This window comes from Streptomyces sp. CY-1 (assembly GCF_047218265.1).
Lineage (GTDB): Bacteria > Actinomycetota > Actinomycetes > Streptomycetales > Streptomycetaceae > Streptomyces > Streptomyces niphimycinicus.
In genome coordinates, this window is record NZ_CP178393.1 from 7,303,547 (window position 1) to 7,330,182 (window position 26,636).

A 26,636-nucleotide genomic window follows, 5' to 3' on the forward strand; every position below is an offset into this window, starting at 1 on the left:
TGCGTCAGAGTGACGCCAGAGTGGCATCAGAAGTCGTCGTCGAAGGCGACCGAGCCCTCGACCGCGACCTGGTAGGCCGAGGCGCGGCGCTCGAAGAAGTTGGTCAGCTCCTGGACGTTTTGCAGCTCCATGAAGGAGAAGGGGTTCTCCGAGCCGAAGACCGCGGGGAAGCCGAGGCGCATCAGGCGCTGGTCGGCCACGCACTGGAGATACTCCTGCATCGACGCGGTGTTCATGCCCGGCAGCCCGTCCCCGCACAGGTCGCGGGCGAACTGGAGCTCCGCCTCGACGGCCTCCTTCAGCATGTCGGTGACCTGCTGCTGGAGTTCGTCGTCGAAGAGGTCCGGCTCCTCCTCGCGGACGGTGTCCACGACCGAGAAGGCGAACTCCATGTGCATCGACTCGTCGCGGAACACCCAGTTGGTGCCCGTCGCCAGGCCGTGCAGCAGCCCGCGTGAGCGCAGCCAGTACACGTAGGCGAAGGCGCCGTAGAAGAACAGCCCCTCGATACAGGCCGCGAAGCAGATCAGGTTGAGCAGGAAGCGGCGGCGGTCCGCCTTGGTCTCCAGCCGGTCGATCTTCTCCACCGAGTCCATCCAGCGGAAGCAGAACTCCGCCTTCTCCCTGATGGAGGGGATGTTCTCGACGGCGGCGAAGGCCGCGGCGCGGTCGTCCGGATCGGGGAGGTAGGTGTCCAGCAGCGTCAGATAGAACTGGACGTGCACGGCCTCCTCGAAGAGCTGCCGCGACAGATACAGCCGCGCCTCGGGGGAGTTGATGTGCTTGTAGAGCGTCAGCACCAGGTTGTTGGCCACGATCGAGTCGCCGGTCGCGAAGAAGGCGACCAGACGGCCGATCAGATGCTGCTCACCGGGGGAGAGCTTGGCGAGGTCGGCGACGTCGGAGTGGAGGTCGACCTCCTCCACGGTCCAGGTGTTCTTGATCGCGTCGCGGTAGCGGTCGTAGAACTCCGGGTACCGCATGGGCCGCAGGGTCAGTTCGAAGCCCGGGTCGAGCAGGTTCTTGGTGTCACTCATGGTTACTGGCATGCCTCGCAGGACTCGGGGTTTTCCAGGGAGCAGGCGATCGCGTCGGCCTCGGCCGGAGCCTGCTGTACGGGAATGGGGGCGGGGGCGGGCGCGTTGGCCGAGGCGCCGCCGCCGCGGGCGCTCTGGGCGATCCGGGTGGCCGGGCGCGAGCGCAGGTAGTACGTGGTCTTGATGCCGCGCTTCCAGGCGTACGCGTACATCGAGCTGAGCTTGCCGATGGTCGGCGAGGCCATGAAGAGGTTCAGCGACTGGCTCTGGTCGAGGTACGGGGTGCGGGCCGCCGCCATCTCGATCAGGGCGCGCTGCGGGATCTCCCACGCGGTGCGGTACAGGTCCCGTACGTCCGCGGGCACCCAGGAGAAGTCCTGGACCGAGCCGTTGGACTCGCGCAGCGCCTCGCGGGTCTGGGCGTCCCAGACGCCCAGCTTCTTGAGGTCGTCCACCAGGTACGAGTTGACCTGGAGGAACTCCCCGCTGAGCGTTTCGCGCTTGAAGAGGTTGGAGACCTGCGGCTCGATGCACTCGTAGACGCCCGCGATGGAGGCGATGGTGGCGGTCGGCGCGATCGCCAGCAGCAGCGAGTTCCGCATCCCGGACTTCGCCATCCGGGTGCGCAGCGCCTCCCAGCGCTCCGGCCAGGTGGCCACCGCGTCCGTGTAGTGGTCCGGGTGCAGCACACCGCGCGCGGTGCGGGTCTCGGACCAGGCCGGGTGCGGGCCGTGGCGCTCGGCCAGCTCGCAGGACGCCTCGTAGGCGGCGAGCATGATGCGCTCGGAGATCCGCGTGGAGAGCGCCTTGGCCTCGGGCGAGTCGAACGGCAGCCGCCGCCGGAAGAAGACGTCCTGAAGCCCCATCAGGCCCAGACCCACCGGGCGCCAGCGGGAGTTGGAGGCCCCGGCCTCGTCCGTCGGGTAGAAGTTGATGTCCACCACGCGGTCGAGGAAGGTCACGGCGGTGCGGACGGTGGCGTCCAGGCGCTCCCAGTCCACCTGCCCGTCCTCGTCCAGGTGCGCGGCGAGGTTGACCGAGCCGAGGTTGCACACGGCGGTCTCGCCGTCGTTGGTGACCTCCAGGATCTCGGTGCAGAGGTTGGAGGAGTGGACGACCCTGCCGGGCTCGGCGGTCTGGTTGGCGGTGCGGTTGGCGGCGTCCTTGAACGTCATCCAGCCGTTGCCGGTCTGCGCGAGGGTGCGCATCATCCGGGCGTAGAGCTGCCGCGCCGGGACCTGCTTGACCGCTCGCCCCTCGGCCTCGGCCTTCCGGTACGCGGCGTCGAACTCATCGCCCCACAGGTCCACCAGAGCGGGCGCGTCGACCGGGGAGAACAGCGACCAGTCGGCGTCCGCCTCGACCCGGCGCATGAACTCGTCCGGGATCCAGTGGGCGATGTTCAGGTTGTGGGTGCGGCGGGCCTCCTCGCCCGTGTTGTCCCGCAGCTCCAGGAACTCCTCGAGGTCCGCGTGCCAGGTCTCCAGATAGACGCAGGCCGCGCCCTTGCGCCGGCCGCCCTGGTTGACGGCGGCCACCGAGGCGTCGAGCGTGCGCAGGAACGGCACGATGCCGTTGGAGTGCCCGTTGGTGCCCCGGATCAGCGAACCGCGGGCCCGGATACGGGAGTAGGACAGGCCGATGCCGCCCGCGTGCTTCGAGAGCCGGGCCACCTGGTGGTAGCGGTTGTAGATCGAGTCCAGCTCGTCCAGCGGCGAGTCCAGCAGATAGCAGGACGACATCTGCGGATGGCGGGTGCCGGAGTTGAACAGTGTGGGGGAGCTGGGCAGATACGACAGCGTGCTGGTCAGCCGGTACAGCTCGGCCACATCGTCCAGCGCCCGCTCCGAGAGATCCTCGGCGAGCCCGCAGGCCACCCGCAGCAGGAAGTGCTGCGGAGTCTCGATCACCTGACGGGTGATGGGGTGGCGCAGCAGATAGCGGCTGTAGAGGGTGCGCAGTCCGAAGTAGCCGAAGCGCTTGTCGGCGCCGTCGGCCAGGGCCCGCTCCACCAGCGCGTCCAGCCGCGCCGCGTGGGCGGCGGCGAACTCCGCGGTGGAGTCGGCGAGCAGCCCCTCACGGTGGCCCACCTGGACGGAGGTGGAGAAGGAGACAGCGCCCTGCCCGGCCGCCTCCTCCGTGATGGTGAGCGCCAGCAGCCGCGCGGCCAGCCGCGAGTACTCCGGCTCCTCGGCGATCAGCCCGGCCGCGGCCTCGGTCGCCAGGCCACGCAACTCCGCCTCGTCCGAGCCGGGATGGCGGCCACGCAGGGCGGCGGCCGCGACCTTACCGGGGTCGGTGGCGGGCAGGTCGGCGGTGAGTCCGGTGAGGATCCGCAGCAGGGCGGTCCCGGGCGCGTCATGCGCTGCCTGAGAAACCGCCTGCTCTGAAACCGGATCTGCGGGCGCGATGGTCACTGAGGTGCTCTCCCTCGCTCGGCCGGGGCCACGAGGGGGGTGCGATGGGCGCGTACGGGCATGCCGATACCGCACTCCTCGTACGTCGGGCACACCACGCAGCGTCCATCGGCCCAACCCTCGAGGCCGGGGGACGTGTTCACACAGGGCCGTCGGCAGGTGCTCGGACTTACGGGCACACCGCATAAGCGCACACGTACACCGTTGCGGGACAGTTCCGGATTCCCACCGGATTCCCCTGCGACGACAGCGAGGACGAGCATACATCTTGTGTCGGCCGACGCACGCACCCCCATATCTTGTGTCGCGAGGTGCGGAGTTTCGCATGAATGTGCTAATGCGTTCCGGAGGTGGCCCGTGACCTGGGGCCGGTCGCGGCGCGTAGCCCGGCGCGCACGGGAGGCCGCGGCCCGGGGCGCGCGCCGCCGGTCGTCACAGCTCCACGGTGAACGCCCACAGGGCGATCTCCATTCCGGCTATCGGCGACCAATCCCGCTCCGGGGCCCGCACAAACCCCAGGCGCTCGTACAGCCGGTGGGCGGCGGTCATGGACTGCTGGCTGCTGATCACGATCCGCCGCAGCCCCAGCGCGCGCCCCCGGTCCAGGCAGGCCCGCACCAGCGCCTCGGCCGCCCCGCGCCGCCGCGATTCGGGCCGCACGGCCAGCATCCGGAACTCGCCCTCGCCGGGCCGGGCCAGCTCCGCATACGCCCCGCCGTACACCGCGAACGCCACGGCCCCCAGCACCTCGTCGCTGGCCGCGTCCGCCGCGACCAGCAGCTCGGCCTCGGCGGCCCGGCGCCGGGCGTCGCGCAGGGTGGCGAGATAAGGATCACTGTCGCCGAAGTCCAGCAGCCCGTCCCCGAGATACACCCGCGCGGTGAGCTCCCCGATCCCGTCCAGCTCCGCATCCCTCGCACGCCTGATCGTGATGTCCATGCGCGCAGTCTGCCGCACCCCACTGACAGCCGGGTAGGACCTGTGTCCGGCGCTGGTCTCCGCCGTCAACGGGTGATGGCGATCGTCAACGGGTGATGGCGATGATCGCTCCGGTGAATCCCGCGCGCCGGTTGGCGGCCTCGGCCTCCTGGAAGGTGACATAGCGCCGGACCGTGCCGTCCGGCAGCGTCAGCTCATAGGCGACAACGGGACGGGGCACGTTCTGAGCCGCCCCTCCGCCGCAGTTGCAGGCCATGGCTGCCCTTCCTTTCCCTCGGGTCCTACGGGTCGGTGTCAGTCCAGCCACCGCGAGGCGACCCCGGCCAGATAGGAGAGGGTCAGGGCGGTGGCCGGGAGGTGGAACCACGCGGTGGTGTGCAGCAAGGAGGCGTAGACGGCGATGGCGGCGGCGACCCAGGTGCTGGTGCACCAGCCGCAGTTGACGAGATTGGACGGCCGGGAGTCGTCGCCGAAGCGGTCGGCGACCCAGATTCTGAACCCCGCCGCCAGCGTGTCCTTGGTGATGAAGCGGGTGATACGGCAGGTGGTGCCGAGGGCGAGGAGGAACGCGGCGAGGCTCATCGGATCGCTCCCTCCCCGGGTGGTCCCGCGCGGGCCGGCACTGCCGATGTCACTCATTAGAGGCACGGTGGAGGACGGCAGACCATACTCCGGCCGCGCGTTCCCCCGAATAGCGGAGCGCTTGTCATACAAGCTCTCCGCCGGGAGCGCCCAGATGCGCCAAACGAGTGATGGCGGCCCCGGAACCTTGAGCGACGGGGGTGGGCGTGGATAACTGGAAACGTGCCGCCGAGGGGGCCCATACCTCGTAGGCCCGCCAGGAGCCGGGCGTTCGTCCCGTAGCTCCGCTCTCATCCGGCGCATCGCTTCCGCGCCCTGACCGGCCGCCCGGCGGCTCTCCGTGCCTCCGGTGCCGACCTGCCTCGACCGGCGCCTGCCTCGACCGTGCGGCGACGACGAGGCGTTGACCAGCGGCCTGCCCACGACATCGGCATGCCGTCGGCGCATATCGCCCGAAACCTTCCCCGGGAGGACCAACCATGACCTCGACCGCTCTCGCGACCGCCGCCCCCACCGCGGCCAACTGGCCCCCGTCGCAGGTGGGGCCGCCGTTGCTGCTGTCCGTGGTGCCCAACTCGGGCCCCACCGCCGGTGGGAACCTCGTCCAGCTCAACGGGCAGAACCTGCGCAATGTCATCAGCGTGACCTTCGGCGGCGTGCCCGCCCAGATCATCAGCCAGAGCGGTTCCGGTGGCGGCGGCTGGGATGGTGACTGGGGCGGCGGCTGGTCCGGAGGCGGCTGGCCGGGCGATCCCACCAACGACATCGTCGTGGTGATAGCCCCGCCGCACGCGCCCGGCTCCGTCCAGGTCCTGGTCACCACCACCGCCGGCACCAGCAACAGCCAGCCGTACACCTATGTGCCGCCGACGCCGCCGACCGCCGTCTCCATCACCCCGACCGTGGGACCGACCACCGGCGGCACCCTCTACCTGATCACGGGCACCAATCTGACCGGCGTCACCAGTGTCACCTTCGGCGCGAACCCCTCGGCGATCCTGACCATCAACGCGTCCGGGACGGCCCTGGTCGGCATCACCCCGGCAGGCCCGCCCGCGGGCGGCAATGTCACCGTCACGCTGAGCGGCCCGGGCGGCAGCGCCACCGTCCCCGGCGGTTTCACCTACTTCGTCCCGCCGCCCGCCCCGGCGCCCACCAGCATCACGCCCACCACCGGACCCGCCGCCGGCGGCACCGCGTTCACCATCAACGGCACCAACCTCGGCAGCGTGCTGGGCGTGCTGTTCAACGGCGTCCCCGCCACGGGTGTGACCGCCACCGCCACCACGGTCACCGGCGTCACCCCGGCCGGGGTGGCCGGCACCGCGACCGTCAGGCTGGTGACGGCCTTCGGGACCGTCACCGTCCCCGGCGGCTTCCTCTACGTCTGACGGCTACGTCTGACGCCTACGTCCGACCGCGCACATCCGGCCGAACCACGCCGGTCACCGGGCCCCTTTCGCCAGGGCCCGGTGACCGGCGAGGTCCTGCCTCGGCGCGCCCGCCGCTCAGCGGCAGAACGCCCGGTCCACGACCGTGTCCACGTGCCGCATGACCGCCGGGTCGCCCGGCTGCGTGGTCACCGCGAGCTCGGCGGCGCGGCCGTCGTCGGTGGCCCCGCCCCGGGTCTCGTAGCCCGTGGTGCTGCCGCCGTGGCCCCAGTAGACGCCGCCGCACGACAGCGGCTTGCTCACCAGGCCCAGCCCGTAGCGGGCACCGGGGCCGAAGTACTCGGCGGGGACGGTCGTGCGCATCTGGGCGAGCTGGGCCTCCGGGAGGAGACGCCCGGACAGCAGCCCGGAGAAGAAGCGGTTGAGGTCGGAGTTGGTGGACACCATCTGCCCGGCCGCCCAGCCCCAGGAGGGGTCGAGCTCCGTGACGTCCTGCCAGGGTGCGTCGGCCGAACTCCGGTCGTAACCGTGGGGGTGGCGCTCGCGGATGTCCACCTCGCCGGGCTTCGGGAAGTAGGTGTGGCGCAGCGCCAGGCGTTTGATGACGCGCCGGTCGACCTCCTCGGCGTACGAGTGTCCGGTGACCTTTTCGATCAGCAGGCCGGCGAGGACGTAGTTGGTGTTGCTGTACCGCCAGCTCGTTCCGGGTTCGAAGTCGGCCTTGTGCCGGAGGGCGGCGGCGAGCAGCTCGGGCGGGGTGTAGGAGCGGGGCTCGTCGTCGAGGTACGGGACGTAGTTAGGCAACCCGCTGGTGTGCTGGAGTAGGTGGCGAACCGTGATGCGACGCCCGTCGATGCCTTCGCCGCGCACCAGGCCGGGCAGGTAGGTCTCGATCGGCGTGTCGAGGCCGACCTTCCCCTCGGCGACCAGTTGCAGCACGACCACCGCGGTGAACGTCTTGGTGTTGCTGCCGATGCGCACCTGTCCGTCCCGGGGCACCTCGGCGCCGGTGGCCAGGTCGCCGATCCCGGCGGTGTAGGTACGGGTATGACCGTGCCGGTCCCGCACGCTCGCCAGTGCGGCGGGGACTCCATCGGCATGTACCAGCGCGTTCAGCCCCTGCTGGACGCCGCGGTCCGGGCGGGTGCCGGCGAAGGCCGCCTGCGGCGCCAGGGCGCCGATCATCACGGCCCCCACGGCGACAGCGGCACCGACCCCGCGCCAACCGTGCCCGCATCGGGCCGAACGAACCTTTTGACCTGCCTGTTTGCGCACGAGTGAACTCCTGGGACGTCTCGCGAAACCGGCCTTCAGCCTTTCCGATCGCGTTCGCTCGGGTCGATCCCGCTGTCCCGCCGGATCAGCGTCCGGCTACCTGTAACGAACGTGGTGGGGACAGCCCCCGGGTCGGCTCCGCCCTACAGCGCGCCGAGGTGGTCGAGTTGCCCAGCCTTGGCGCTGCGTATGAGGGCGCTCAGGGCGCGGGGGGTGGTGGTGAGGATGGTCTCGGGTTCGTCGCTCTCGCGGAGTCGGATGGTGGCGTTGTCGGGTGCGGAGACGTACAGGCAGGCGTTGCCTGTGGAGCTGTACGAGGACTTCCGCCAGAGGTGGGTGCGCATGAGCTCCGCCCTATGCCTTGCCGAGGTGGTCGAGCCGCCCTGCCTTGGCGCTGCGTATGAGGTCGCGGAAGGTGGTGGGGGTGGTGGTGAGGACGGTGTCCGGCTGGTCGCTCTCGCGGAGTCGGACGGTGGCATCGTCGGGTGCGGAAGCATAGAGGCAGTTGGCCCCCTGGGAGCTGTAGGAGGACTTCCGCCAGAGGTGGGTGCGCATGCGTTGCCTTTCAGATGTCCTGCGCGATGCCGTGGATCAGATCGCGCGACTTCACGGGCCCAAGGGCGCAGCTTTCCATCCGGTCCAGCACCGAGCGATACATCACCAACTTGGCTTCCGCATCGATGAACTCGCAACCGTGGTCCGTGTCCAACTGGACGGTATCGAGCTGCGGCACCGGGCCGTGAGCATAGACGATGGGCTGGCCCGAGCCCGGGAATGTGCCGCCGCCGAAGGGGATCACCAGGATGGTGATGTGCTCGTGTTCGCTCATCTCGATGAGGTGGTCGAGCTGCTCGCGGGTCGTCTCCGGGCCGCCGAACCCCATGCGCAGGGCAGCCTCGTGGAGGACGACCGTCAGTGGGATCGGCTGGTCCCCGTACAGGACCGCCTGCCGCTTGATGCGAAACGAGACCCGGTGCTCCACCTCGTATCCCGCGAGGGGCGGAATGGCCTCGCTGAAGATGGTGCGTGCGTGCTGGGTGGTTTGCAGCAGGCCGGGCATGTGGACCACCGATGCGATGCGCAGGGCCGCGGCGTGGTGCTCCAGTTCGGCAAGGTCGAGCAAGCCGGGGACGAGGATCTCCCGGTACTCCTCCCACCAGCCACGGGTGCGCCCTCCGGTCATGGCGGCCAACTCCTCGACCAGCCGCGTGTCCGCGCAGGTGTAGTTGCACGCCATGGTACGGACGCGGTCGGCGCCTACGGCATACCTCCCGGCCTCGATGTTGCTGATGCGGGATTGGTTGACGCCGAGAAGCGAGGCGGCTGCGGTGGTCGGCAGGCCAGCTCGATCGCGTAGTTTGCGCAGTTCAGCGCCCAATCGTTGCTGACGCAGCGTCGGGGTGGTGCTCGTCGGCATGGTTCGTCCTCCCGGTCGGCACACAGTGTGCACGTGTCACCCACACAGGGCAACTTGGCCCGTATTTCGTCGCTCGAATGGAATATAGGCCATTGCAAGCTCTACGGTGTGTGCCCGGACACCGCACAACTCCACGCACAGACCGGAGACTTCATGCCCACCACACCCCCGGAAAACCCCTGGTCGTACTCACTCCGCCTGCCCCACGACCCCCGTGCCGCAGCCATCGCCCGCACCACCCTCCGTGCGGTCCTCGTCCGCCACGGCATGGGTGATCTCACCGACCCCGCGACCCTCGTGACCAGTGAGGTGGTCACCAACGCCTACCGCCACACCACCGGTCCGGCCGAAATGCGTATCCGCGCCGTGGAGGAGGGGCGTCTGCGGATCAGCGTGTGGGACACCAATCCGGATATCCCGCCGCCCTTCGACAAGCCCCCGGCCCTCTTCGACCGCTCGCACGCCCTCGCCGAGGCCGCCGCGAACACCGAGGCCACCTACGGACGCGGCCTGCTCATCGTCCGGATCTGCGCCGACAACTGGGGCGGCTACGCCCTCGCCGACGAGTTGTTCGGCAGGAGCGGCAAGCTGCTCTGGTTCGAACTCGCACCGCAGCAGCTGCCCCGCGACGCCTACGAGATCGCCGCCTGACGCCCGGGTGCCATCGCCGGTGGGAAGGAGTTCAGCTCGGGCTCGCCATACGACTCGTAGGGTTCGTCCTTCTCCTGGCTCCAGTCCGGGTCCATCGCACAAGGCCCACCGCTGCCTCCGCTGAGCCGGTGGTACTCCGCCTCCCACGTGACCCCGGTGCTGAAGCCGCCGTCGCGTTCGGCCTCGACGCTCCACTCCTCGAGCTGCTCGTCCTTGCCGAATCGCGTGATGCGCCACCCCTCCGCCTTGAGGCGATCCCGCGCCCTGCGCAGTGCGGGCAGCGCCTCCGCCCGGTCCACCTTTCCGATCGACCACCCGTGGATCAGTTGGTACGCGCCTTCCACGGGTGGGTCGGCGATGCTGAACAGGCCGTCCGGGTAGCAATAGTTGGAGTCGTACCTGTTGTAGTCGTTCACATCGACGTAGCCGCCTTCCACGGTGCGGTCGATGCCGAGCGCGGCATACGCGTCCCGGGAATAGCCCGAGAGCTGACGCGCCCGCTTCTCGGGGTCGACGTCGGGGTAGGTCGAATCGACGCTCGCGTACGCGAGCCAGCCGATCCCGGCCGCGGCCAGCATCAGCACACTGGAACACCCGACGCCCCGCCAGTTGCGGCCCTTTCCGGCGGGCACCTCGCTCTCGTTCATATACCGGACGGTAGGTCCCGGCCCCGGAGCCCCGGATCCGCGCGGCTCCTCACCATGGCGTAGGTACCCGTACTCACACGAACCGCCGAACCGCCGAACCGCCGAACCGCCGAACCGCCGAATCGGCGAACCGGTGCAACGGCGAACCGGTGCAACGGCGAAAGGGCGGACGGGCCGTCGGCTCCCCGTCAGTCAGGGGGAGCCGACGGCCCGTTCGCCGTCGATCAGTGCGGCAGCCCGCCGCAGGCGTCAGTGGCCGCCCGGGGAGCCCGCCGTGGCCGGCGGGAGGTCGACCTGGACGCCCGGGTCGCCCGCGTCCGCCTTGTAGTCGGCGGCGGTGGTCTCGTCGATGCCGTCGGGGGCCTTGAGCGCGCGCAGCACAAACGTCAGCACGACGGTCACCAGCACGTTGAGGACGATCGCGGTGAAGCCGATGTAGCCGATCTCCCCGATGGCGGGCATATCGGCGGTGTTGCCGAAGTGCTTCTGGGTGCCGCTCGGGGTGTCGTACGCCTTCCACGTGCCGTAGACCATGCCGACCGCCCAGCCCGCCAGCAGTGCCCAGCGGTGGAACCAGCGGGTGAACAGGCCGCCCACCAGGGCCGGGAAGGTCTGGAGGATCCAGATGCCGCCCAGCAACTGGAAGTTGATCGCGACGGTCTTGTCCATGCCCAGCACGAAGATCAGCGCGCCGACCTTCACCAGCAGTGAGACCAGCTTGGAGACCTTGGTCTCCTCCTCCGGCGTGGCGTTCGGCCGCAGGAAGTCCTTGTAGATGTTGCGGGTGAAGAGGTTCGCCGCGGCGATGGACATGATGGCCGCCGGGACGAGGGCGCCGATGCCGATCGCGGCGAAGGCGATGCCCGCGAACCAGTCGGGGAACATGTTCTCGAAGAGCTGGGGGATGGCGAGCTGGCCGTTTTCGACCTTCACCCCGGCGGCGATGGCCATGAAGCCGAGCAGCGCCAGCAGCCCCAGCATCAGCGAGTACAGCGGCAGGATCGTGGTGTTGCGGCGGATCACCTCGCGGCTGCGGCTGGAGAGCGTCGCGGTGATCGAGTGCGGATACATGAACAGGGCCAGCGCCGAGCCCAGGGCCAGCGTGCCGTAGGCCCATTGGCCCTCCGCCGGGGGCGCGAGCCCGCCCGCTCCCGCCTTGGTGAACTTGTCGTTCGCCGCGCTGAAGATGTCGTCGAAGCCACCCAGCTTGATCGGGATGTAGATGATCGCCACCGCGATGACGATGTAGATCAGGGTGTCCTTGACGAAGGCGATCAGCGCGGGCGCGCGCAGCCCGGAGGAGTAGGTGTACGCCGCGAGGACGCCGAAGGCGATCAGCAGCGGCAGGTCCTTGATGAACCAGTTGGTGTTCTCCCCGCCGCCGACGCCCATCACGTCCAGCACCGCCTGGATGCCGACGAGCTGGAGGGCGATGTACGGCATGGTCGCGAGGATGCCGGTGACCGCGACGGCCAGCGAGAGCCCCTTGGAGCCGAAGCGGCCGCGGACGAAGTCCGAAGTGGTGACATACCCGTGCTTATGGGACACCGACCATAGGCGGGGCAGGAAGGTGAAGATCAGCGGGTAGACCAGGATGGTGTACGGGACCGCGAAGAAGCCGGACGCGCCCGCCGCGTAGATCGCCGCCGGGACGGCGACGAAGGTGTACGCGGTGTAGAGGTCGCCGCCCAGCAGGAACCAGGTGATCCAGGTGCCGAAGCTACGGCCGCCCAGTCCCCATTCGTCCAGGTTGTTGGCGTTCTCGGCGGCGCGCCAGCGGGCGGCCAGGAACCCCATGACCGTGACGACCACGAAGAAGAAGATGAAGACGGCGAGTGCGACGCCGTTCACTCCGTCGTTCATGCCGACTCACCTCCCTTGCGCGCCCGCTGCTCACGGCGGACCAGGATGTAGGCGACCGAGGTCAGCACGGCCGAGATCGGTACCCAGAGCATCTGGTACCAGTAGAAGAACGGGATCCCGATGAGGGTCGGCTCGACCTTGGCGTACGAGCCGACCCAGAGCATCCCGACAAAGGGTGCGATCAGGCATAGAGCGGCCACGACGCGCGCAGGCGTCACGACCGGTCTCCTGCCGGGTGAAGCGGACGTGTCTGACATGCGGCGGGCTCCAGTCCCCTCGGCTCATCACCTGCGGCACAGTCGATCACCTGGATCCCGGGTGATCATTTGTGTAATGCGCAGGAAATCTAAGCCCCCGGCCCGGCGGTCGTCACTACCCGTCCGTATATCGGTATGAGAAAGAAAGCGGGTTAGGCGTGCCCCGCCCAGTCGTAGCGCGGCCCGAACGCGGGCGCGGCTCGGGCATGGCGGGCTCAGCCTTACCGCGCCCCGGACGTATCGCCGCTCAGCCGTTCGGCCGCTGGAGCCGGGCCACGAACTTGTAGCGGTCCCCGCGGTAGACCGACCGCACCCACTCCACCGGCTCCCCGGCCGCGTCCCGCGAATGGCGCGAGAGCATCAGCATCGGCAGCCCCACATCGGTGCCCAGCAGCCCCGCCTCGCGCGGGGTGGCCAGCGAGGTCTCGATGGTCTCCTCGGCCTCGGCCAGCCGGACGTCGTACACCTCGGCCAGTGCCGTGTAGAGCGAGGTGTACTTGACCAGGCTGCGGCGCAGCGCGGGGAAGCGCTTGGCGGACAGATGGGTGGTCTCGATCGCCATCGGCTCACCGCTGGCCAGCCGCAGCCGCTCGATGCGCAGCACCCGCCCGCCGGCGGCGATGTCCAGCAGCCCGGAGAGCCGGTCGTCGGCGGTGACATAGCCGATGTCCAGGAGCTGGGAGGTGGGCTCCAGGCCCTGGGCCTTCATGTCCTCGGTGTACGAGGTGAGTTGCAGCGCCTGGGAGACCTTGGGCTTGGCCACGAAGGTGCCCTTGCCCTGGATCCGCTCCAGGCGGCCCTCGACGACCAGCTCCTGGAGCGCCTGGCGCACGGTGGTGCGCGAGGTGTCGAACTCGGCGGCCAGGGTGCGCTCCGGGGGGACCGGAGTGCCCGGTGGCAGGGTCTCGGTCATCTCCAGCAAGTGGCGCTTGAGGCGGTAGTACTTCGGGACGCGTGCGGTCCGCGCCCCAGTGGAGCCGTTGCCGTCGCTCTCGGCCGTCGTGATGGCCGCCGCTGCCGCCGTTGCCCCCTCGGTCTCCATCGCGCGCCCTTCCGACTCCTGGTCCGCTGCCGTCACCGGCGTCTGCCGCCGTCACCGGTCTCCTGAAGAATCCAGCGCCTCACATCGTGGCACGGTCCCGGCTCCGGGCATCCGTTCGGTCCGGATGTCGGGAAGTGTCGGTCCGGTAACGGAGCCGCCGGTGACTCTTATACACCCTTGACACCCCAAAAGGTCTAGGCCAAGCTGCGGGCACTGGTCTGGACCATTAAACCCCTCATCCGGCCTTCTTGAGGAGAGTGCTGTGAAGCGTGGGCTCATAGCGGCGACGGGTGTCGCGGCAATGCTGGTATCCGTCGCGGCCTGTGGGTCCGACGGCGATGACAAAAAGGCCGGAGCGGATGGTTTCAAGGGCGAGACGCTGACCGTCTGGGCGATGGACGGCTCCACGCCCGACGGCTGGACGAAGGATGTCAAGGCCGCTTTCGAGAAGAAGACGGGCGCCAAGCTGAAGCTGGAGATCCAGCAGTGGAACGGCATTCAGCAGAAGGTGACCACCGCGCTCTCGGAATCCGATCCGCCGGACGTCCTGGAGATCGGCAACACCCAGACGCCGTCGTACGCGCAGACCGGCGGACTGGCCGAACTGGATGACCTGAAGAAGTCCATCGGCGCCGACTGGTCGGAGTCGATCAACAAGTCCGCGGTCTACGACGGCAAGCAGTACGCGGCGCCGTGGTACGCGGCCAACCGGGTCGTCCTCTACAACAAGAAGATCTGGGCCGAGGCCGGGATCAAGGACACCCCCAAGACCCGTACCGAGTTCTTCAAGGACCTGGACACCATCCAGAAGAAGACGGACGCCGAGCCGATCTATCTCCCTGGCCAGAACTGGTACTTCTTCGACGGGCTGACCATCGGCACCGGCGCCGACCTCGTCAAGAAGGACGGGAAGAAGTGGGTCTCCAACCTCGCCGACCCCAAGGTCGGCAAGGCCATGGACATCTACAAGCAGTACCAGTCCTTCAGCAAGGCCCCCAAGGACAAGGACGAGGCCACCCCGCAGCAGGGCGAGGTCTTCGCCAAGGGCAAGACCGGCGCGTTCATCGGCATGGGCTGGGAAGCCGGTATCGCGATCAAGGCCAACCCGAAGATCGAGAAGGACCTCGGCTACTTCACCATCCCGGGTGAGACCGCCGGCAAGCCGGAGGGCGTCTTCCTCGGCGGCTCCAACCTCGCGGTCGCCGCGGGCAGCGAAAAGCAGGAGCTGGCCAAGGAGTTCCTGAAGATCGCGCTGAATGACACCTACGAGGGACAGCTCGCCAAGGAAGGCGGTGTCATCCCCAACAAGGAGTCGCTCCAGGCGCAGCTCAAGGGCAACCCCGCCGGAATGGCCGCCGCACCGGCCGCCGCGACCGGCGGCACCACCCCGCTGATCCCCGAATGGGCCCCGGTGGAGAACGCCCCGAACCCGGTCAAGACCTATATGACCGCTGTGCTGAACGGTAAGTCGCCCGCCGAGGCGGCCAAGTCGGTCGAAGGCGAGCTGAACAAGCGCCTCAGCCAGGAGCGTTGAGCCGGATGTCCGTAACGACCGAACGCCAGGACCCCGGCCCGGCGGCGGCCGGGGTCCGCCGGAGCGGGGAGCCGCCAGGCACCCGGCGCCCGGCCCCGGGAACCCCCGGGCGCGGACGGCTGACCGGCGCCGCCCCGTACCTCCTGCTGCTGCCCGCGCTGGTGGCGACCGTGCTGCTGCTCGGCTGGCCGCTGGTCAAGGACGGCCTGCTGTCGTTCCAGAACCTCAATATGCGGCAGTTGATCCAGCACCTCACCGAGTGGAACGGTGTCGACAACTACCGCGAGACGCTGACCAGCGAGGACTTCTGGCGGGTCACCCTGCGGTCGGTGATCTTCACCGCGGTCAACGTCGTGCTGATCATGCTGCTCGGCACTCTGGTCGGACTGCTGCTGGCCCGCCTCGGCAGCAAGATGCGGCTGCTGCTCTCGGTCGGTCTGGTGCTCGCCTGGGCCATGCCGCCCATCGCCGGCACCACCGTCTTCCAGTGGCTCTTCGCCGCCCGCTTCGGGGTGGTCAACTGGGTGCTGGACGCGCTCGGCTGGCACTCCATGGCGAACTACAACTGGACCGGCAGCCAGTTCTCCACCTTCTTCATCATCACCGTGCTGATCGTCTGGCAGTCGATCCCCTTCGTGGCGATCAACCTCTACGCCGCGACGACCACCATCCCCGGCGAGCTCTACGAGGCCGCCGCGCTCGACGGCGCCGGCACCTGGAAGAGCTTCACCTCGGTGACGTTCCCCTTCCTCAAGCCGTTTCTGCTGGCCACGACGTTCCTCGAAGTCATCTGGGTCTTCAAGGCGTTCACCCAGGTCTTCGCGATCAACGAGGGCGGCCCGGACCGGCTCACCGAAACCCTCCCCGTCTACGCCTTCATCGAGGGCGTGGGCAATCAGCACTACGGCATGGGCGCCGCGATCTCGCTGCTGACCATCGCCGTGCTGCTGGCACTGACCTCCTACTACCTCCGGATCGTGCTCAGGCAAGAGGAGGACGAGCTGTGAAGCGCTCGCCGCTCGCCCGGCTGTGGCCCAACGCGACCGCCGTCGTGCTCTTCATCGGCTTCGCGTTCCCCGTCTACTGGATGTTCACCACGGCCTTCAAGCCGACCTCGGACGTCATCTCCGAGGACCCGGTGTGGTTCCCGACCAGTGCCACCCTGGACCACTTCCAGAAGGCCCTGGACGCCAAGAACTTCTGGACGCTGGTGGGCAACTCGCTCACCGTGACCCTCTCGGCGGTCGCCCTCTCGCTGGTGATCGCGCTGCTCGCGGCGTTCTCCCTGGCCCGGATGCGGTTCAAGGGGCGCCGCGGCTTCCTGGTGACCTTCATGATCGCGCAGATGGCGCCCTGGGAAGTCCTGGTCATCGCCGTCTACATGATCGTCCGCGACGGCGACATGCTGAACAGCCTGATCCCGCTCACCCTGTTCTACATGGTCATGGTGCTGCCCTTCACGATCCTCACGCTCCGCGCCTATGTGGCCGCGATCCCCAAGGAGCTGGAGGAGTCGGCGATGGTCGACGGCTGCACCCGTCCGCAGGCGTTCGTCCGGGTGATCTTCCCGCTGCTGGCGCCCGGCCTGATGGCCACCTCGCTCTTCGGCTTCATCACGGCCTGGAACGAATTCCCGCTCGTCCTCATCCTCAACAAGGACCCGCAGGCCCAGACGCTTCCGCTGTGGCTGTCCAGCTTCCAGACCGCCTTCGGCGACGACTGGGGTGCCACCATGGCGGCGGCCTCGCTGTTCGCCATCCCGATCCTGGTTCTGTTCCTGTTTCTGCAACGCAAGGCGGTCGGTGGGCTCACTTCCGGCGCTGTGAAGGGATGATCCCGGTTTATGACGACCCTCGCGCATGACTCCGCCACCCTCACCCGCGACGCTCTCACCGTCCTCCAGCCAGGCTTCACCGGAACCACCGCCCCCGACTGGCTGCTGCGGCGGCTCGGCGAGGGGCTCGCCTCCGTCGGTCTGTTCGGCCGGAACATCACCTCGCCCGAGCAGCTCGCCGCCCTCACCGCCGAGCTGCGCGCCGAGCGCGACGACGTCCTGGTGGCCATCGACGAGGAGGGCGGCGACGTCACCCGGCTCGAGGTGCGCGCCGGCTCCTCCTTCCCCGGCAATCTGGCGCTCGGCGCCGTCGACGACCCGGAGCTGACCTGGGCCGTCGCCCGCGAGCTGGGCCGCCGCCTCGCCGAGTGCGGCGTCAACCTCAACTGGGCGCCCTCCGCCGACGTCAACTCCAACCCCGACAACCCGGTCATCGGCGTGCGCTCCTTCGGCGCCGAACCCGGGCTCGTCGCCCGGCACACCGCCGCGTATATCGAGGGCCTCCAGAGCGCCGGGGTCGCCGCCTGCACCAAGCACTTCCCCGGCCACGGCGACACCGCCACCGACTCCCACCACGCCCTGCCGCGCATCGACGCCGGACTCGACACCCTCACCGCCCGCGAACTGGTGCCCTTCCGCGCCGCCGTCACCGCCGGGACCAAGGCCGTGATGAGCGCGCACATCCTGCTGCCCGTGCTCGACCCCGACCTGCCCGCCACCCTCAGCCCCGCCGCGCTGCACGGCCTGCTGCGCCGGCCCGTGGCCGACGGCGGCCTCGGCTTCGACGGGCTGATCGTCACCGACGGCATGGAGATGCGGGCCATCGCCGACGCGTACGGCATCGAGCACGGCAGCGTCATGGCCATCGCCGCGGGCGCCGACGCGATCTGCGTGGGCGGCGGACTCGCCGACGAGGACACCGTGCTGCGGCTGCGCGACGCGCTGGTCACGGCCGTCATCGAGGGACGGCTGGCGGAGGAGCGGCTGGCCGAGGCGGCGGCGCGGGTGCGCGCCCTGGGAGAGTGGACGCGGCACTCCGCCGGACCGCGCGCGGCGCACGGCATCGAGCCCGCCGCGGGGGTGGGGCTCGCCGCCGCGCGCCGCGCGCTCAGAGTCACCCCGGCCGGGGTGTCGTACGAGCCGGTGACCGGGCCCGCCTACGTCGCCGCCTTCACCCCGGTCGCCAACATCGCCGTCGGCGAGGAGACCCCCTGGGGCGTCGGCGCCGAACTGGCCCGGCTGCGCCCCGGCACCCAGGCCGCCACCTACGGGCGGCAGGACGCCGACGCCCAGGGCGTCCCCGCGCTGATCGAAAATATGCTCGACACCGCGGCGGACCGTAGGATCGTCGCTGTGGTCCGCGATGTCCACCGGCACCCCTGGATGGCCGACGCGCTGGACGCTCTGCTCGCCGCCCGGCCGGAGACGGTCGTCGTCGAGATGGGAGTGCCCCAGGCGCCGCCCGCCGGAGCCCTGCACATCGCGACCCACGGCGCCGCCCGGGTGTGTGGACGGGCGGCGGCCGAGGTGATCGCCGGCATCGGCGCCGGTGACCGCTCCGAGGACTGATCCCAGCCCCTCAGCACAGCCGGCACAGAGCCACCTGGAGGCACCCAGCATGTCCGCCACGACGACGGCCCAGCGCAGCGACCAGCCGGGCCGGATCATGTCCGGCGAGATGGCCGAGCAGCCCGCCGTGCTGCGCCGCATCCTCGACCAGGGCGCCCCGCGGATCCGCGAGATCGCGGAGCGCATCGCCGCCCGCAATCCGCGCTTCGTCCTCCTCACCGCCCGGGGCACCTCCGACAACGCCGCGCTGTACGCCAAGTACCTGCTCGAGGTGCTGCTCGGCAAGCCGTGCGGTCTGACCTCCATGTCCACCACCACCGCGTACGGCGCCCAGCCGGACCTCACCGATGTGCTGGTGATCACCGTCAGCCAGTCCGGCGGCTCCCCGGACCTGGTCGCCTCCACCGAGGCCGCCCGCGCGGCCGGTGCGATCACCCTCGCGGTCACCAACAACGCCGACTCGCCGCTCGCGGCCGTCTCCGAATTCCACATCGACGTGCTGGCCGGGCCGGAGAAGGCGCTGCCCGCGACCAAGACCTACACCGCCGAACTCCTCGCCCTCTACCTCTTCGTGGAGGGGCTGCGCGGCGGCGACGGCGCGGCCGCCAAGGTGCTGCCCGACCTCGCCCAGCAGATCCTCGACCGCCAGAACGAGGTCCGGCAGCTCGCGGCGCGCTACCGCTTCGCCGAGCGGATGGTCCTCACCTCCCGGGGCTACGGCTATCCGACCGCCAAGGAAGCCGCCCTGAAGCTGATGGAGACCAGCTACATCCCGGCGCTCTCCTACTCCGGCGCCGATCTGCTGCACGGTCCGCTCGCCATGGTCGACAACATCTCGCCGGTGATCGCGATCGTCACCGAGGGCAAGGGCGGCCAGGCGCTCCAGCCGGTCCTGGAGCGGCTGCGCGGCCGGGGCGCCGACCTGGTCGTCATCGGCAGCGCGTCGGAGGTGGAGCGGGCCTCGGCGGGGTTCGCCCTGCCGACGGACGGGGTCGCCGAGGAGCTCCAGCCGATCCTGGAGATCCTCCCGCTCCAGATGCTGGCGTACGAGGTGACGATCGCGCGCGGCCAGGACCCGGACGCGCCGCGGGCGCTGGCGAAGGTGACGGAGACCCGCTGAGTCGTACGGCTTGGGATGCGGAAAAGGCTCCCGCGGCCTTCGAGGAGGCGCGGGAGCCTGAGTACGACGGGTCCTTGAAGTACGCGACGGGTGCGCGGGAGCCTTGAGTACGACGCGTGGGACACCCGCGGGCCGCGGCGCCAGGGCGGGACCCTCAACCCACCCGGCACCGCAGCCCGGAGTTGCATCGGCCGAGCGGCCGACCTGAGGACCCCGGGCGGTCAGGGCAGAGCGCTCCGGGCCCCTCGATCCGCCCTCCTGTGCGGGGAGAGCGGAAGATCGCAGTGCTCGATATTCTGGACTAGACCACTGCTGTCTGTCCATGCTTATGCGCGAATAGGCTAATCCCCCGGTGAGGGTAGGCTCACAATGTGCCCTCCATGAACGACCTCGTCCGCCAGCACACCGCACTCGACGACTCCGACCTCGAGTGGCTCCATCTGCTGGTCTCGGAGTGGCAGCTCCTCTCCGACCTCTCCTTCGCCGATCTTGTGCTGTGGGTCCCCACCAGCGACGGCACCCGGTATGTCTCGGTGGCCCAGATGCGGCCGAACACCGGGCCCACCTCCTACCAGGACGACATGGTCGGCCATCTCGTCCCCCGCGGCCGCCGCCCCATGCTCGACGCGGCGCTCGACGAGGGCCGGATCGTGCGGGAGGGCGACCCCGAGTGGCGCGAGGAGGTGCCGGTCCGGGTGGAGTCCATCCCGGTCCGCCGGGAGAGCCGGGTCCTCGGGGTGATCGCGCGGAACACCAATCTGCTGACCGTACGGACCCCCAGCCGGCTGGAGCTCACCTATCTCCAGAGCGCGTCCGACCTCGCCCAGATGATCGCCGCCGGATCGTTTCCGTTCCCCAATCAGCAGGTCGACATGGACGCGTCACCGCGTGCGGGCGACGGGCTGATCCGGCTCGACGCGGACGGGGTGGTCCAGTACGCGAGCCCCAACGCGCTCTCCGCCTACCATCGCCTGGGGCTCGCCGCCGATCTCGTCGGCCACCATCTGGGCAAGACCACCGCCGAACTCGCCCCGGTGCGCGGCCCGGTGGACGAGGCGCTGGTCAAGCTGGCCAGCGGCTGGGCGCCCCGGGAGTTCGAGGTCGAGGGCGGCGACGGGGTCATCCAGTTGCGGGCCATTCCGCTCAAGCCCAAGGGGCTGCACATCGGCTCGCTGGTGCTGCTGCGGGACGTCACCGAACTGCGCCGCCGCGAGCGCGAGTTGCTCACCAAGGACGCCACCATCCGGGAGATCCACCACCGGGTGAAGAACAACCTCCAGACGGTGGCCGCCCTGTTGCGGCTCCAGGCCCGCCGGATGGATTCGGCGCAGGGGCGGGAGGCGCTCAACGAGGCGGTGCGCCGGGTCGGCTCGATCGCGATCGTCCACGAGACCCTCTCCCAGAACCTCGATGAGCGGGTCGAGTTCGACGACATAGCCGACCGGGTGCTGGCCATGGTGGCCGAGATATCGCCCGGAAAGGTGACCGGCCGCCGCACCGGACGCTTCGGCATTCTCGAGGCCGAGGTCGCCACCCCGCTGTCCATGGTCCTGACCGAAGTGCTCCAGAACGCGCTGGAGCATGGCTTCGGACCGGGGGAGCAGGGCACGGTCGAGGTCACGGCGGTGCGCGGTGGCAGCGGTGAGGAGAGTCGGCTGGTGGTCACCGTCCAGGACGACGGGCGCGGGCTGCCCGAGGGGTTCGACCCCCAGCGGGCCGGAAACCTGGGGTTGCAAATCGTCCGCACCCTGGTGGAGGGGGAGCTGGGCGGGACGTTCGACATGGTGCCCGCGCCGGAGCGGGGCACCCGTGTGGTGCTGGACTTCCCGGTGCGTGCCGAGAAGCACTGAGACGCTGACCACATCCCCGCAACTCGCGGTGGGTCAACGTCCCCGCAACTCGCGGTGGGTCAACGTCCCGTACCCCGGAAAGCACTGAGCCCCGGACCCATCTGGTCCGGGGCTCAAAGCTCAAATTGCTGTGCGCATCGGGGGTACTACGCGCTGCGGCTCGGGGGCCACGGGGTGCGGGCTTCAGGCGCTGGCGTTGCGTGCCCGGTTGCGAGCGGCACGGCGCTTCATGGCGCGGCGCTCGTCTTCGCTCATTCCACCCCAGACGCCGGAGTCCTGGCCGGACTCAAGCGCCCACTGCAGGCACTGCTCCATGACGGGGCAGCGGCGGCAGACGGCCTTGGCTTCCTCGATCTGCAGCAGCGCAGGACCGGTGTTGCCGATGGGGAAGAACAGCTCGGGGTCTTCCTCGCGGCAAACGGCGTTGTGACGCCAGTCCATGGCTGCTCCATCTCCTCGTATTGCGGGCTCGTTGCTTGTGAATGTGAACGCTTTCACGAATCCCCCCGCAAGGGTAGGGACGCCAACCAGTTGGGGCTGGTTCAGTCCCGTGGAATGAGGAGGGGGTTCGGGCTCTCAAGGGGGCCTTCTGGAGGCCGTCCCGATCGCCAAGAAGAGACTCGCAAACCTCGGCGGCGGATACAACCCCTTCCGGAAAGTTTTTTTTGATTCCTTGGTGTCGACTCGGTCACAGCCGTACTTCCGGTGGGTGGAGGCCAGCCTAAACGTTCGAGTGGAAGGACTTTTTGCGCTCTCACTCACACAATCACACGCAGTGCACGGCGTACGCCTGTGAACGTCACGCTCGTACGCAGTCCCAGATGGTCACCGTCCATCTGGAACGGCAGTGGCGCCTGGGATTGCAAGGTGAAGTCCTCCACGTCGTGGAGCCCCACCACATGCTTGCCGCGAGGGCCGCGCTCGGGCGTCGACATCAGCAGTTGGGTGGCGTAGCGAGTCACCGCCGACGTCGACAGTTTGGTGAGTCCCAGCACGTCGAGGGCGGTGTCGAAGGACGCCTGAGGGGACGCGTAGACCGGGCGGTTGCCCAGAAAGGTCCACGGGGAGGTGTTGCAGACTATCGACAGCGCCAGCCCCTCGACCGGGTCCTGGCCGGGCCGCCGAATCGTGATGGCGCCCTGCCGCCGATGCGGCTCCCCGATGAACTGCCGCACCATCTGCCGTATATAGAGCGCGTGGGTGGACCGCTTGCCGCGCTCGCGCTGCTGCTCGACCCGGCCGATGACGCTCGCGTCGAAGCCGAGCCCGGCGCAGAAGGTGAACCAGCGGGCCGGGACCGACTCGTCCGGAGTGCCGGGGGTGCCGGCCGCGAGTCCGAGGCCGACGGTGCGCTCGGTGCCGTCCCGCAGCGCGTCCAGCAGGGCGCCGGTGGCCTCGACGGCGTCATTGGGCAGCCCGAGCGCGCGGGCGAAGACATTGGTGGAGCCGCCCGGGACGACCGCGAGCCGGGGCAGTTCGCGCGGGGCGGGGCCGTGGTGGAGCAGTCCGTTGACGACCTCGTTGACGGTGCCGTCGCCGCCCAGGGCCACGACCAGTTCATGCGTGCCGCCGTCGACCGCCCGCCGGGCCAGATCGCGCGCATGGCCCCGGTACTCGGTGGTCACCACGTCCAGCTTCAGATCGCTGGCGAGCGCGTGGAACAGAACATCCCGAGTGCGGGCACTGGTGGTGGTTGCTGCCGGGTTGACCACAAGGAGCGCGCGCATGCGCGCCAGCCTACCTATCCGGGACGACCGGCCCGAGGGGGGTAGGGTCCGGGCGGCCCGGGGGCGGCTACGCTGCTGGGGTGAGCAGTAAGAAGTCCGCTACCGCGAAGAAGGCGCAGAGGGCCACGGCGCGGAAGGCGACCGAGCGGAAGGCCGCGGCCCAGCAGGCCACGGCCCGGCCGGACGCCGGGGCCGCCGCCAAGGCGACCGGCGCCGCCACCGCCGACGCCGCGCCCACCGGGCCCCGCCCCACCCGGCTGACCGTCGCCGCGGCGCTGGCCGCCGCGGAGGGCGTGGTGCTGCTGGGCTTCGGTGTCTACGTACTGATCATGGGGCTGGCCGGAGACCCGGAGAGCCCCCAGCAGGCGGAGATGCTCGGGGTCACCGTGGTCGCGCTGGCCCTGCTGCCGCTGCTGGCGGCCCGCGGGCTGTGGCTGCGCCGCCGCTGGAGCCGCGGCCCCGCGATGATCACCCAGCTCATGGCGCTGCCGGTGGCCTGGACGCTGATGCAGAACGGCGGCGCGTTGATCGCCGCCGGGGTGGTCACCGCCATCGCGGCCCTCGCCGTCCTGGCGCTGCTGATCAACCCGACGGCGACCGAAGCACTTGGCATCGGCCCCCGCGACGTCTAGCCGGTTTCACCCTTGGGGCATGCCTAACGGGCCTTGGGGCTTGCGGCGGGCTGCTCCCCTCCCCGCCCCTTCCCTCAACTGGGGCTCCGCCCCAGACCCCGCTCCTCAAACGCCGGAGGGGCTGGAAGGCGGGGGCTCCGCCCCAGACCCCGCTCCTCAAGCGCCGGAGGGGCTGGAAGGCGGGGGCTCCGCCCCAGACCCCGCTCCTCAAGCGCCGGAGGGGCTGGAAGGCGGGGTTCCGTCCCAGACGATGCTGCGGGAAGGGGCGGGGAGGGGAAGGAATCACGGGGCACCCGCCGCGCGCTCGCTACTCCTCGACCAGCAACTTGTCGCGCAACTGCGCGAGCGTGCGGGCCAGCAGCCGGGAGACATGCATCTGGGAGATGCCGACCTCCTGCGCGATCTGCGACTGCGTCATATTGCCGAAGAAGCGCAGCAGCAGGATCTTCTTCTCGCGCGGCGGCAGATCCTCCAGCAGCGGTTTGAGCGATTCGCGGTACTCGACGCCTTCCAGCGCCTCGTCCTCCGCGCCGAGGGTGTCGGCGACCGCCGGGGACTCGTCGTCCGTGTCCGGTACGTCAAGGGACAGGGTGCTGTAGGCATTGGCGGACTCCAGCCCCTCCAGCACCTCCTCCTCGGAGATGGACAGATGCTGGGCCAGTTCATGGACGGTCGGGGCGCGGCCATGGCGCTGGGAGAGCTCCGCGGTGGCCGTGGTCAGCGACAGCCGCAGCTCCTGAAGCCGGCGCGGCACCCGCACCGCCCAGCCCTTGTCGCGGAAGTGGCGCTTGATCTCGCCGACGACCGTGGGTGTCGCATAGGTCGAGAACTCCACCCCGCGGTCCGGATCGAACCGGTCCACGGATTTGATGAGCCCGATGGTGGCGACCTGGGTGAGGTCGTCCAGCGGCTCACCGCGGTTGCGGAAGCGCCGGGCCAGGTGCTCCACCAACGGCAGATGCATACGCACGAGGTTGTTGCGCAGCTCGGCCCGCTCGGTGGAGCCTTCCGGCAGCCCGCGCAGCTCGAGGAACATCGCCCGCGCGCCGCTCCGGTCATGTGGATCGTGCTGCTGATGCACCTGCTCGTGCTGATCCATGTGGTCCGCCCGCTCTGGTCGGTCTCCTGCCGCCTCCGAGTCCGCGGGATGCGGCCGGGCCGGCGGGTGCGGGATGGCCGGGGTACCCACTCCCCGCGATGATGCAGTGCTCACGGAGCCCCCTTTTTCCGTCACGGCTGTCCGGGGCCGGCGCCGCGCTCCTTGTACAGGCTGATGCTGACCGTTCGGTCCTCGGCCACGGTCGAGTCCACCTTGCCCGCCAGTGCGGAGAGCACCGTCCAGGCGAAGGTGTCGCGCTCGGGGGCGCGGCCGTCGGTGGTGGGAGCCGAGACGGTGACCTGAAGTGCGTCGTCGATCAAGCGGAAGACGCAGCTCAGCACACTGCCGGACACGGCTTGCTGAAGCAGGATCGCGCATGCCTCATCCACGGCGATACGCAGATCCTCGATTTCGTCGAGGGTGAAGTCCAACCGGGCTGCGAGGCCGGCGGTCGCCGTACGCAGCACCGACAGATAGGCACCCGCAGCGGGCAGCCGGACTTCCACGAAGTCCTGGGTCCCGGGCTCGCCTGCGATCTGGGACACCCTCACCTCCAAGGTGACACAAGCTGATTGAGCTGAGCTGATTGGAGCGTCGGCCCCGAACCCTTATGGTGGAGGGTGGACGGACCGGCGCTGTATGTACTTTGGCTGCGACGCTATCGCGATCTGCGGTTCGGTGTCGCCCGGACGAAGCACGGCCCCCATCACGGGTGAACCCCGGCCCACAGAGCCGCGATATCACTCATAGTAAGCACATGAGTACGCAGCGTGGCTAGAGGTCTTGCGGTCTCAATTCGAAAGAGATGTCGCCTCACTCAGGGAATCGCTGGTCACGGCGGTGCCCATGGCCTGAGCGGCCAGCTCTCGCAGAGGCTCTCCCGAGAGCCTGCGCACCGTCCATCCATCCATCGGCTCCGCGCCGAGCGCGGCGTAGAAGCCGATCGCGGGCTCGTTCCAGTCGAGCACCGACCATTCGAAACGGGCATAGCCCCGCTCCACGCAGATCCGCGCCAGCTCGGCGAGCAGCGCCTTGCCGTGGCCGCCGCCGCGGGCCCGCGGGGTGACGTACAGATCCTCCAGATACACGCCATGAGTGCCTGTCCAGGTGGAGAAGTTACGGAACCAGAGGGCGAACCCCACCGGCCCGCCGGGCTCTCCGGCGCCGCCGGTCTCCTCGGCGATCAGCGCGAACACCGCGGGATGCGCCCCGAAGAGCGCCTCGCGCAACTGCCCCTCGGTGGCCTTCGCCTCCTGCGGAGCCCGCTCGTAGTCCGCCAGCTCGCGGATCATCGCATGGATCGCCGGAACGTCGGACGGCCTCGCTGATCGGATCATGTGGTGAAGGCTAGCGGCCCGGACCGACAAACGCGGAGGTCGATCTCCCACAATGCGCGGAAAACGCCAAGACCAGGGCGTTCGCGGAGCCGGAGCTACACGATGAGCTGATCCACATAGCACCAGTGCCACTCCTCGCCCTCCTCGAAGCTGCGCATCACCGGATGGCCGGTCTCCTCGAAGTGCCGGGTGGCGTGCTGGTACGGCGAGGAGTCGCAACAGCCCACGTGGCCGCAGACCAGGCACTTCCGAAGCTGGACGGGATGGCTGCCGACCGCCAGGCATTCGGGACAGGTCTCGGACCGCGGCTCCGGCTCGGGGCGCGGCAGTGCGGGAACATGCAGGCACTCGCTCATGATTGCCAGACTAAAACGCCGCGTGGGCGGATCACATGGACGACCGTCGGCACGACCGGC

At 69.5% G+C, this 26,636-nt stretch carries 28 protein-coding genes and 1 riboswitch; of the genes, 9 read left to right on the forward strand and 19 right to left on the reverse strand.

The genetic code is table 11. From position 1 onward, the window contains the following. Positions 1 to 26: 26 nt before the first annotated feature. The 5 genes from ACK1X7_RS31440 to ACK1X7_RS31460 form a co-directional block, all read right to left on the reverse strand. Positions 27 to 1,049, reverse strand: coding sequence for a ribonucleotide-diphosphate reductase subunit beta (locus ACK1X7_RS31440; protein ID WP_385148673.1), 1,023 nt, complete (start codon positions 1,047 to 1,049; stop codon positions 27 to 29). After that, complete coding sequence (locus ACK1X7_RS31445) at positions 1,040 to 3,454, reverse strand: ribonucleoside-diphosphate reductase subunit alpha (RefSeq protein WP_385148670.1); 2,415 nt, start codon at positions 3,452 to 3,454, stop codon at positions 1,040 to 1,042. Before ACK1X7_RS31445 ends, ACK1X7_RS31440 begins: the two co-directional genes overlap by 10 nt. A gap of 137 nt (positions 3,455 to 3,591) precedes the next feature. Next, positions 3,592 to 3,750: riboswitch (cobalamin riboswitch) on the reverse strand. Positions 3,751 to 3,886: 136 nt separating this feature from the next. Beyond that, complete coding sequence (locus tag ACK1X7_RS31450) at positions 3,887 to 4,393, reverse strand: GNAT family N-acetyltransferase (protein ID WP_413115971.1); 507 nt, start codon at positions 4,391 to 4,393, stop codon at positions 3,887 to 3,889. A gap of 85 nt (positions 4,394 to 4,478) precedes the next feature. Then, on the reverse strand, positions 4,479 to 4,649 hold the full coding sequence (locus ACK1X7_RS31455) for a DUF7196 family protein (protein ID WP_385148665.1): 171 nt from the start codon (positions 4,647 to 4,649) through the stop codon (positions 4,479 to 4,481). A 38-nt stretch (positions 4,650 to 4,687) separates the two neighbouring features. Beyond that, positions 4,688 to 4,975, reverse strand: a complete 288-nt coding sequence (locus ACK1X7_RS31460) for a hypothetical protein (RefSeq protein ID WP_385148662.1) — start codon at positions 4,973 to 4,975, stop codon at positions 4,688 to 4,690. A gap of 479 nt (positions 4,976 to 5,454) precedes the next feature. On the opposite strand from ACK1X7_RS31460, the gene ACK1X7_RS31465 reads away from it, so the two are divergent. Next, a complete protein-coding gene (locus ACK1X7_RS31465) occupies positions 5,455 to 6,366 on the forward strand; it encodes an IPT/TIG domain-containing protein (RefSeq protein WP_390792037.1) in 912 nt (303 codons plus the stop codon). Between the two features lie 117 nt (positions 6,367 to 6,483). Here the strand turns inward: ACK1X7_RS31465 and ACK1X7_RS31470 are convergent, their stop codons facing one another. From ACK1X7_RS31470 to ACK1X7_RS31485, 4 genes are all read right to left on the reverse strand, one after another. Next, entirely contained in the window at positions 6,484 to 7,641 is a 1,158-nt protein-coding gene (locus ACK1X7_RS31470) for a serine hydrolase domain-containing protein (RefSeq protein WP_413115973.1), read from the reverse strand. Positions 7,642 to 7,784: 143 nt separating this feature from the next. Continuing rightward, complete coding sequence (locus tag ACK1X7_RS31475) at positions 7,785 to 7,985, reverse strand: DUF397 domain-containing protein (RefSeq protein ID WP_398158285.1); 201 nt, start codon at positions 7,983 to 7,985, stop codon at positions 7,785 to 7,787. A gap of 10 nt (positions 7,986 to 7,995) precedes the next feature. Next, positions 7,996 to 8,196: a DUF397 domain-containing protein gene (locus ACK1X7_RS31480; RefSeq protein WP_382958112.1), complete on the reverse strand. Its 201-nt coding sequence runs from the start codon at positions 8,194 to 8,196 to the stop codon at positions 7,996 to 7,998. A gap of 10 nt (positions 8,197 to 8,206) precedes the next feature. After that, a complete protein-coding gene (locus ACK1X7_RS31485) occupies positions 8,207 to 9,058 on the reverse strand; it encodes a helix-turn-helix domain-containing protein (RefSeq protein WP_382958110.1) in 852 nt (283 codons plus the stop codon). Between the two features lie 153 nt (positions 9,059 to 9,211). On the opposite strand from ACK1X7_RS31485, the gene ACK1X7_RS31490 reads away from it, so the two are divergent. After that, entirely contained in the window at positions 9,212 to 9,709 is a 498-nt protein-coding gene (locus ACK1X7_RS31490) for an ATP-binding protein (RefSeq protein WP_398158286.1), read from the forward strand. Here the strand turns inward: ACK1X7_RS31490 and ACK1X7_RS31495 are convergent. The 4 genes from ACK1X7_RS31495 to ACK1X7_RS31510 all read right to left on the reverse strand — a co-directional run bounded on the left by ACK1X7_RS31495 (position 9,691) and on the right by ACK1X7_RS31510 (position 13,518). Next, positions 9,691 to 10,356 carry a hypothetical protein gene (locus ACK1X7_RS31495; RefSeq protein ID WP_398158287.1) on the reverse strand — a complete coding sequence of 222 codons (666 nt, stop codon included), beginning with the start codon at positions 10,354 to 10,356 and terminating at the stop codon, positions 9,691 to 9,693. The two genes, ACK1X7_RS31490 and ACK1X7_RS31495, sit on opposite strands and share 19 nt — an antisense overlap. A gap of 249 nt (positions 10,357 to 10,605) precedes the next feature. Continuing rightward, a complete protein-coding gene (gene mctP, locus ACK1X7_RS31500) occupies positions 10,606 to 12,219 on the reverse strand; it encodes a monocarboxylate uptake permease MctP (protein WP_385148648.1) in 1,614 nt (537 codons plus the stop codon). Then, complete coding sequence (locus ACK1X7_RS31505) at positions 12,216 to 12,476, reverse strand: DUF3311 domain-containing protein (RefSeq protein WP_043235484.1); 261 nt, start codon at positions 12,474 to 12,476, stop codon at positions 12,216 to 12,218. Before ACK1X7_RS31505 ends, mctP begins: the two co-directional genes overlap by 4 nt. A gap of 247 nt (positions 12,477 to 12,723) precedes the next feature. Beyond that, positions 12,724 to 13,518 carry a GntR family transcriptional regulator gene (locus ACK1X7_RS31510; RefSeq protein WP_385148679.1) on the reverse strand — a complete coding sequence of 265 codons (795 nt, stop codon included), beginning with the start codon at positions 13,516 to 13,518 and terminating at the stop codon, positions 12,724 to 12,726. 262 nt (positions 13,519 to 13,780) lie between these two features. On the opposite strand from ACK1X7_RS31510, the gene ACK1X7_RS31515 reads away from it, so the two are divergent. The 6 genes from ACK1X7_RS31515 (at position 13,781) to ACK1X7_RS31540 (ending at position 21,425) form a co-directional block, all read left to right on the forward strand. Further along, positions 13,781 to 15,052, forward strand: coding sequence for an extracellular solute-binding protein (locus tag ACK1X7_RS31515; protein ID WP_413115974.1), 1,272 nt, complete (start codon positions 13,781 to 13,783; stop codon positions 15,050 to 15,052). 5 nt (positions 15,053 to 15,057) lie between these two features. Further along, entirely contained in the window at positions 15,058 to 16,059 is a 1,002-nt protein-coding gene (locus tag ACK1X7_RS31520) for a carbohydrate ABC transporter permease (RefSeq protein ID WP_385148640.1), read from the forward strand. Beyond that, entirely contained in the window at positions 16,056 to 16,886 is an 831-nt protein-coding gene (locus ACK1X7_RS31525) for a carbohydrate ABC transporter permease (RefSeq protein ID WP_216344984.1), read from the forward strand. The genes ACK1X7_RS31520 and ACK1X7_RS31525 overlap by 4 nt, the downstream gene beginning before the upstream one ends. Before the next feature lie 9 nt (positions 16,887 to 16,895). Next, positions 16,896 to 18,455, forward strand: a complete 1,560-nt coding sequence (locus ACK1X7_RS31530) for a glycoside hydrolase family 3 protein (protein WP_390792033.1) — start codon at positions 16,896 to 16,898, stop codon at positions 18,453 to 18,455. A gap of 49 nt (positions 18,456 to 18,504) precedes the next feature. After that, on the forward strand, positions 18,505 to 19,575 hold the full coding sequence (locus ACK1X7_RS31535) for an SIS domain-containing protein (protein ID WP_385148634.1): 1,071 nt from the start codon (positions 18,505 to 18,507) through the stop codon (positions 19,573 to 19,575). A 380-nt stretch (positions 19,576 to 19,955) separates the two neighbouring features. Then, positions 19,956 to 21,425 carry a sensor histidine kinase gene (locus tag ACK1X7_RS31540; RefSeq protein WP_216341647.1) on the forward strand — a complete coding sequence of 490 codons (1,470 nt, stop codon included), beginning with the start codon at positions 19,956 to 19,958 and terminating at the stop codon, positions 21,423 to 21,425. A gap of 183 nt (positions 21,426 to 21,608) precedes the next feature. On the opposite strand, the gene ACK1X7_RS31545 is transcribed toward ACK1X7_RS31540, so the two are convergent. After that, positions 21,609 to 21,866, reverse strand: a complete 258-nt coding sequence (locus tag ACK1X7_RS31545; RefSeq protein WP_014054815.1) for a WhiB family transcriptional regulator — start codon at positions 21,864 to 21,866, stop codon at positions 21,609 to 21,611. Positions 21,867 to 22,183: 317 nt separating this feature from the next. Next, positions 22,184 to 23,152 carry a diacylglycerol/lipid kinase family protein gene (locus tag ACK1X7_RS31550; protein ID WP_093464575.1) on the reverse strand — a complete coding sequence of 323 codons (969 nt, stop codon included), beginning with the start codon at positions 23,150 to 23,152 and terminating at the stop codon, positions 22,184 to 22,186. A gap of 80 nt (positions 23,153 to 23,232) precedes the next feature. Between ACK1X7_RS31550 and ACK1X7_RS31555 the strand changes: the two genes are divergently transcribed. Beyond that, positions 23,233 to 23,784: a hypothetical protein gene (locus tag ACK1X7_RS31555; RefSeq protein WP_385148630.1), complete on the forward strand. Its 552-nt coding sequence runs from the start codon at positions 23,233 to 23,235 to the stop codon at positions 23,782 to 23,784. 307 nt (positions 23,785 to 24,091) lie between these two features. Here ACK1X7_RS31555 and ACK1X7_RS31560 read toward each other — a convergent pair whose 3' ends face one another. The 4 genes from ACK1X7_RS31560 to ACK1X7_RS31575 all read right to left on the reverse strand — a co-directional run bounded on the left by ACK1X7_RS31560 (position 24,092) and on the right by ACK1X7_RS31575 (position 26,576). After that, positions 24,092 to 24,997 carry an RNA polymerase sigma factor SigF gene (locus ACK1X7_RS31560; protein ID WP_372458320.1) on the reverse strand — a complete coding sequence of 302 codons (906 nt, stop codon included), beginning with the start codon at positions 24,995 to 24,997 and terminating at the stop codon, positions 24,092 to 24,094. A 17-nt stretch (positions 24,998 to 25,014) separates the two neighbouring features. Beyond that, positions 25,015 to 25,428, reverse strand: a complete 414-nt coding sequence (locus ACK1X7_RS31565) for an anti-sigma regulatory factor (RefSeq protein ID WP_014054819.1) — start codon at positions 25,426 to 25,428, stop codon at positions 25,015 to 25,017. 246 nt (positions 25,429 to 25,674) lie between these two features. Beyond that, positions 25,675 to 26,220, reverse strand: coding sequence for a GNAT family N-acetyltransferase (locus ACK1X7_RS31570; protein WP_385157873.1), 546 nt, complete (start codon positions 26,218 to 26,220; stop codon positions 25,675 to 25,677). Between the two features lie 95 nt (positions 26,221 to 26,315). Then, the gene (locus tag ACK1X7_RS31575; protein ID WP_216341650.1) at positions 26,316 to 26,576 is read right to left on the reverse strand and encodes a UBP-type zinc finger domain-containing protein; all 261 of its coding nucleotides are present in this window, start codon (positions 26,574 to 26,576) and stop codon (positions 26,316 to 26,318) included. Positions 26,577 to 26,636 lie beyond the last annotated feature (60 nt).

Coding starts and splice junctions, on each gene's coding strand:
- ACK1X7_RS31440 (WP_385148673.1), bottom strand. CDS start 1,049: ATGCCAGTAACCATGAGTGACACCAAGAACCTGCTCGACCCGGGCTTC.
- ACK1X7_RS31450 (WP_413115971.1), bottom strand. CDS start 4,393: ATGGACATCACGATCAGGCGTGCGAGGGATGCGGAGCTGGACGGGATC.
- ACK1X7_RS31455 (WP_385148665.1), bottom strand. CDS start 4,649: ATGGCCTGCAACTGCGGCGGAGGGGCGGCTCAGAACGTGCCCCGTCCC.
- ACK1X7_RS31460 (WP_385148662.1), bottom strand. CDS start 4,975: ATGAGCCTCGCCGCGTTCCTCCTCGCCCTCGGCACCACCTGCCGTATC.
- ACK1X7_RS31465 (WP_390792037.1), top strand. CDS start 5,455: ATGACCTCGACCGCTCTCGCGACCGCCGCCCCCACCGCGGCCAACTGG.
- ACK1X7_RS31475 (WP_398158285.1), bottom strand. CDS start 7,985: ATGCGCACCCACCTCTGGCGGAAGTCCTCGTACAGCTCCACAGGCAAC.
- ACK1X7_RS31480 (WP_382958112.1), bottom strand. CDS start 8,196: ATGCGCACCCACCTCTGGCGGAAGTCCTCCTACAGCTCCCAGGGGGCC.
- ACK1X7_RS31485 (WP_382958110.1), bottom strand. CDS start 9,058: ATGCCGACGAGCACCACCCCGACGCTGCGTCAGCAACGATTGGGCGCT.
- ACK1X7_RS31490 (WP_398158286.1), top strand. CDS start 9,212: ATGCCCACCACACCCCCGGAAAACCCCTGGTCGTACTCACTCCGCCTG.
- ACK1X7_RS31495 (WP_398158287.1), bottom strand. CDS start 10,356: ATGAACGAGAGCGAGGTGCCCGCCGGAAAGGGCCGCAACTGGCGGGGC.
- mctP (WP_385148648.1), bottom strand. CDS start 12,219: ATGAACGACGGAGTGAACGGCGTCGCACTCGCCGTCTTCATCTTCTTC.
- ACK1X7_RS31505 (WP_043235484.1), bottom strand. CDS start 12,476: ATGTCAGACACGTCCGCTTCACCCGGCAGGAGACCGGTCGTGACGCCT.
- ACK1X7_RS31510 (WP_385148679.1), bottom strand. CDS start 13,518: ATGGAGACCGAGGGGGCAACGGCGGCAGCGGCGGCCATCACGACGGCC.
- ACK1X7_RS31520 (WP_385148640.1), top strand. CDS start 15,058: ATGTCCGTAACGACCGAACGCCAGGACCCCGGCCCGGCGGCGGCCGGG.
- ACK1X7_RS31530 (WP_390792033.1), top strand. CDS start 16,896: ATGACGACCCTCGCGCATGACTCCGCCACCCTCACCCGCGACGCTCTC.
- ACK1X7_RS31535 (WP_385148634.1), top strand. CDS start 18,505: ATGTCCGCCACGACGACGGCCCAGCGCAGCGACCAGCCGGGCCGGATC.
- ACK1X7_RS31540 (WP_216341647.1), top strand. CDS start 19,956: ATGAACGACCTCGTCCGCCAGCACACCGCACTCGACGACTCCGACCTC.
- ACK1X7_RS31545 (WP_014054815.1), bottom strand. CDS start 21,866: ATGGACTGGCGTCACAACGCCGTTTGCCGCGAGGAAGACCCCGAGCTG.
- ACK1X7_RS31550 (WP_093464575.1), bottom strand. CDS start 23,152: ATGCGCGCGCTCCTTGTGGTCAACCCGGCAGCAACCACCACCAGTGCC.
- ACK1X7_RS31570 (WP_385157873.1), bottom strand. CDS start 26,220: ATGATCCGATCAGCGAGGCCGTCCGACGTTCCGGCGATCCATGCGATG.
- ACK1X7_RS31575 (WP_216341650.1), bottom strand. CDS start 26,576: ATGAGCGAGTGCCTGCATGTTCCCGCACTGCCGCGCCCCGAGCCGGAG.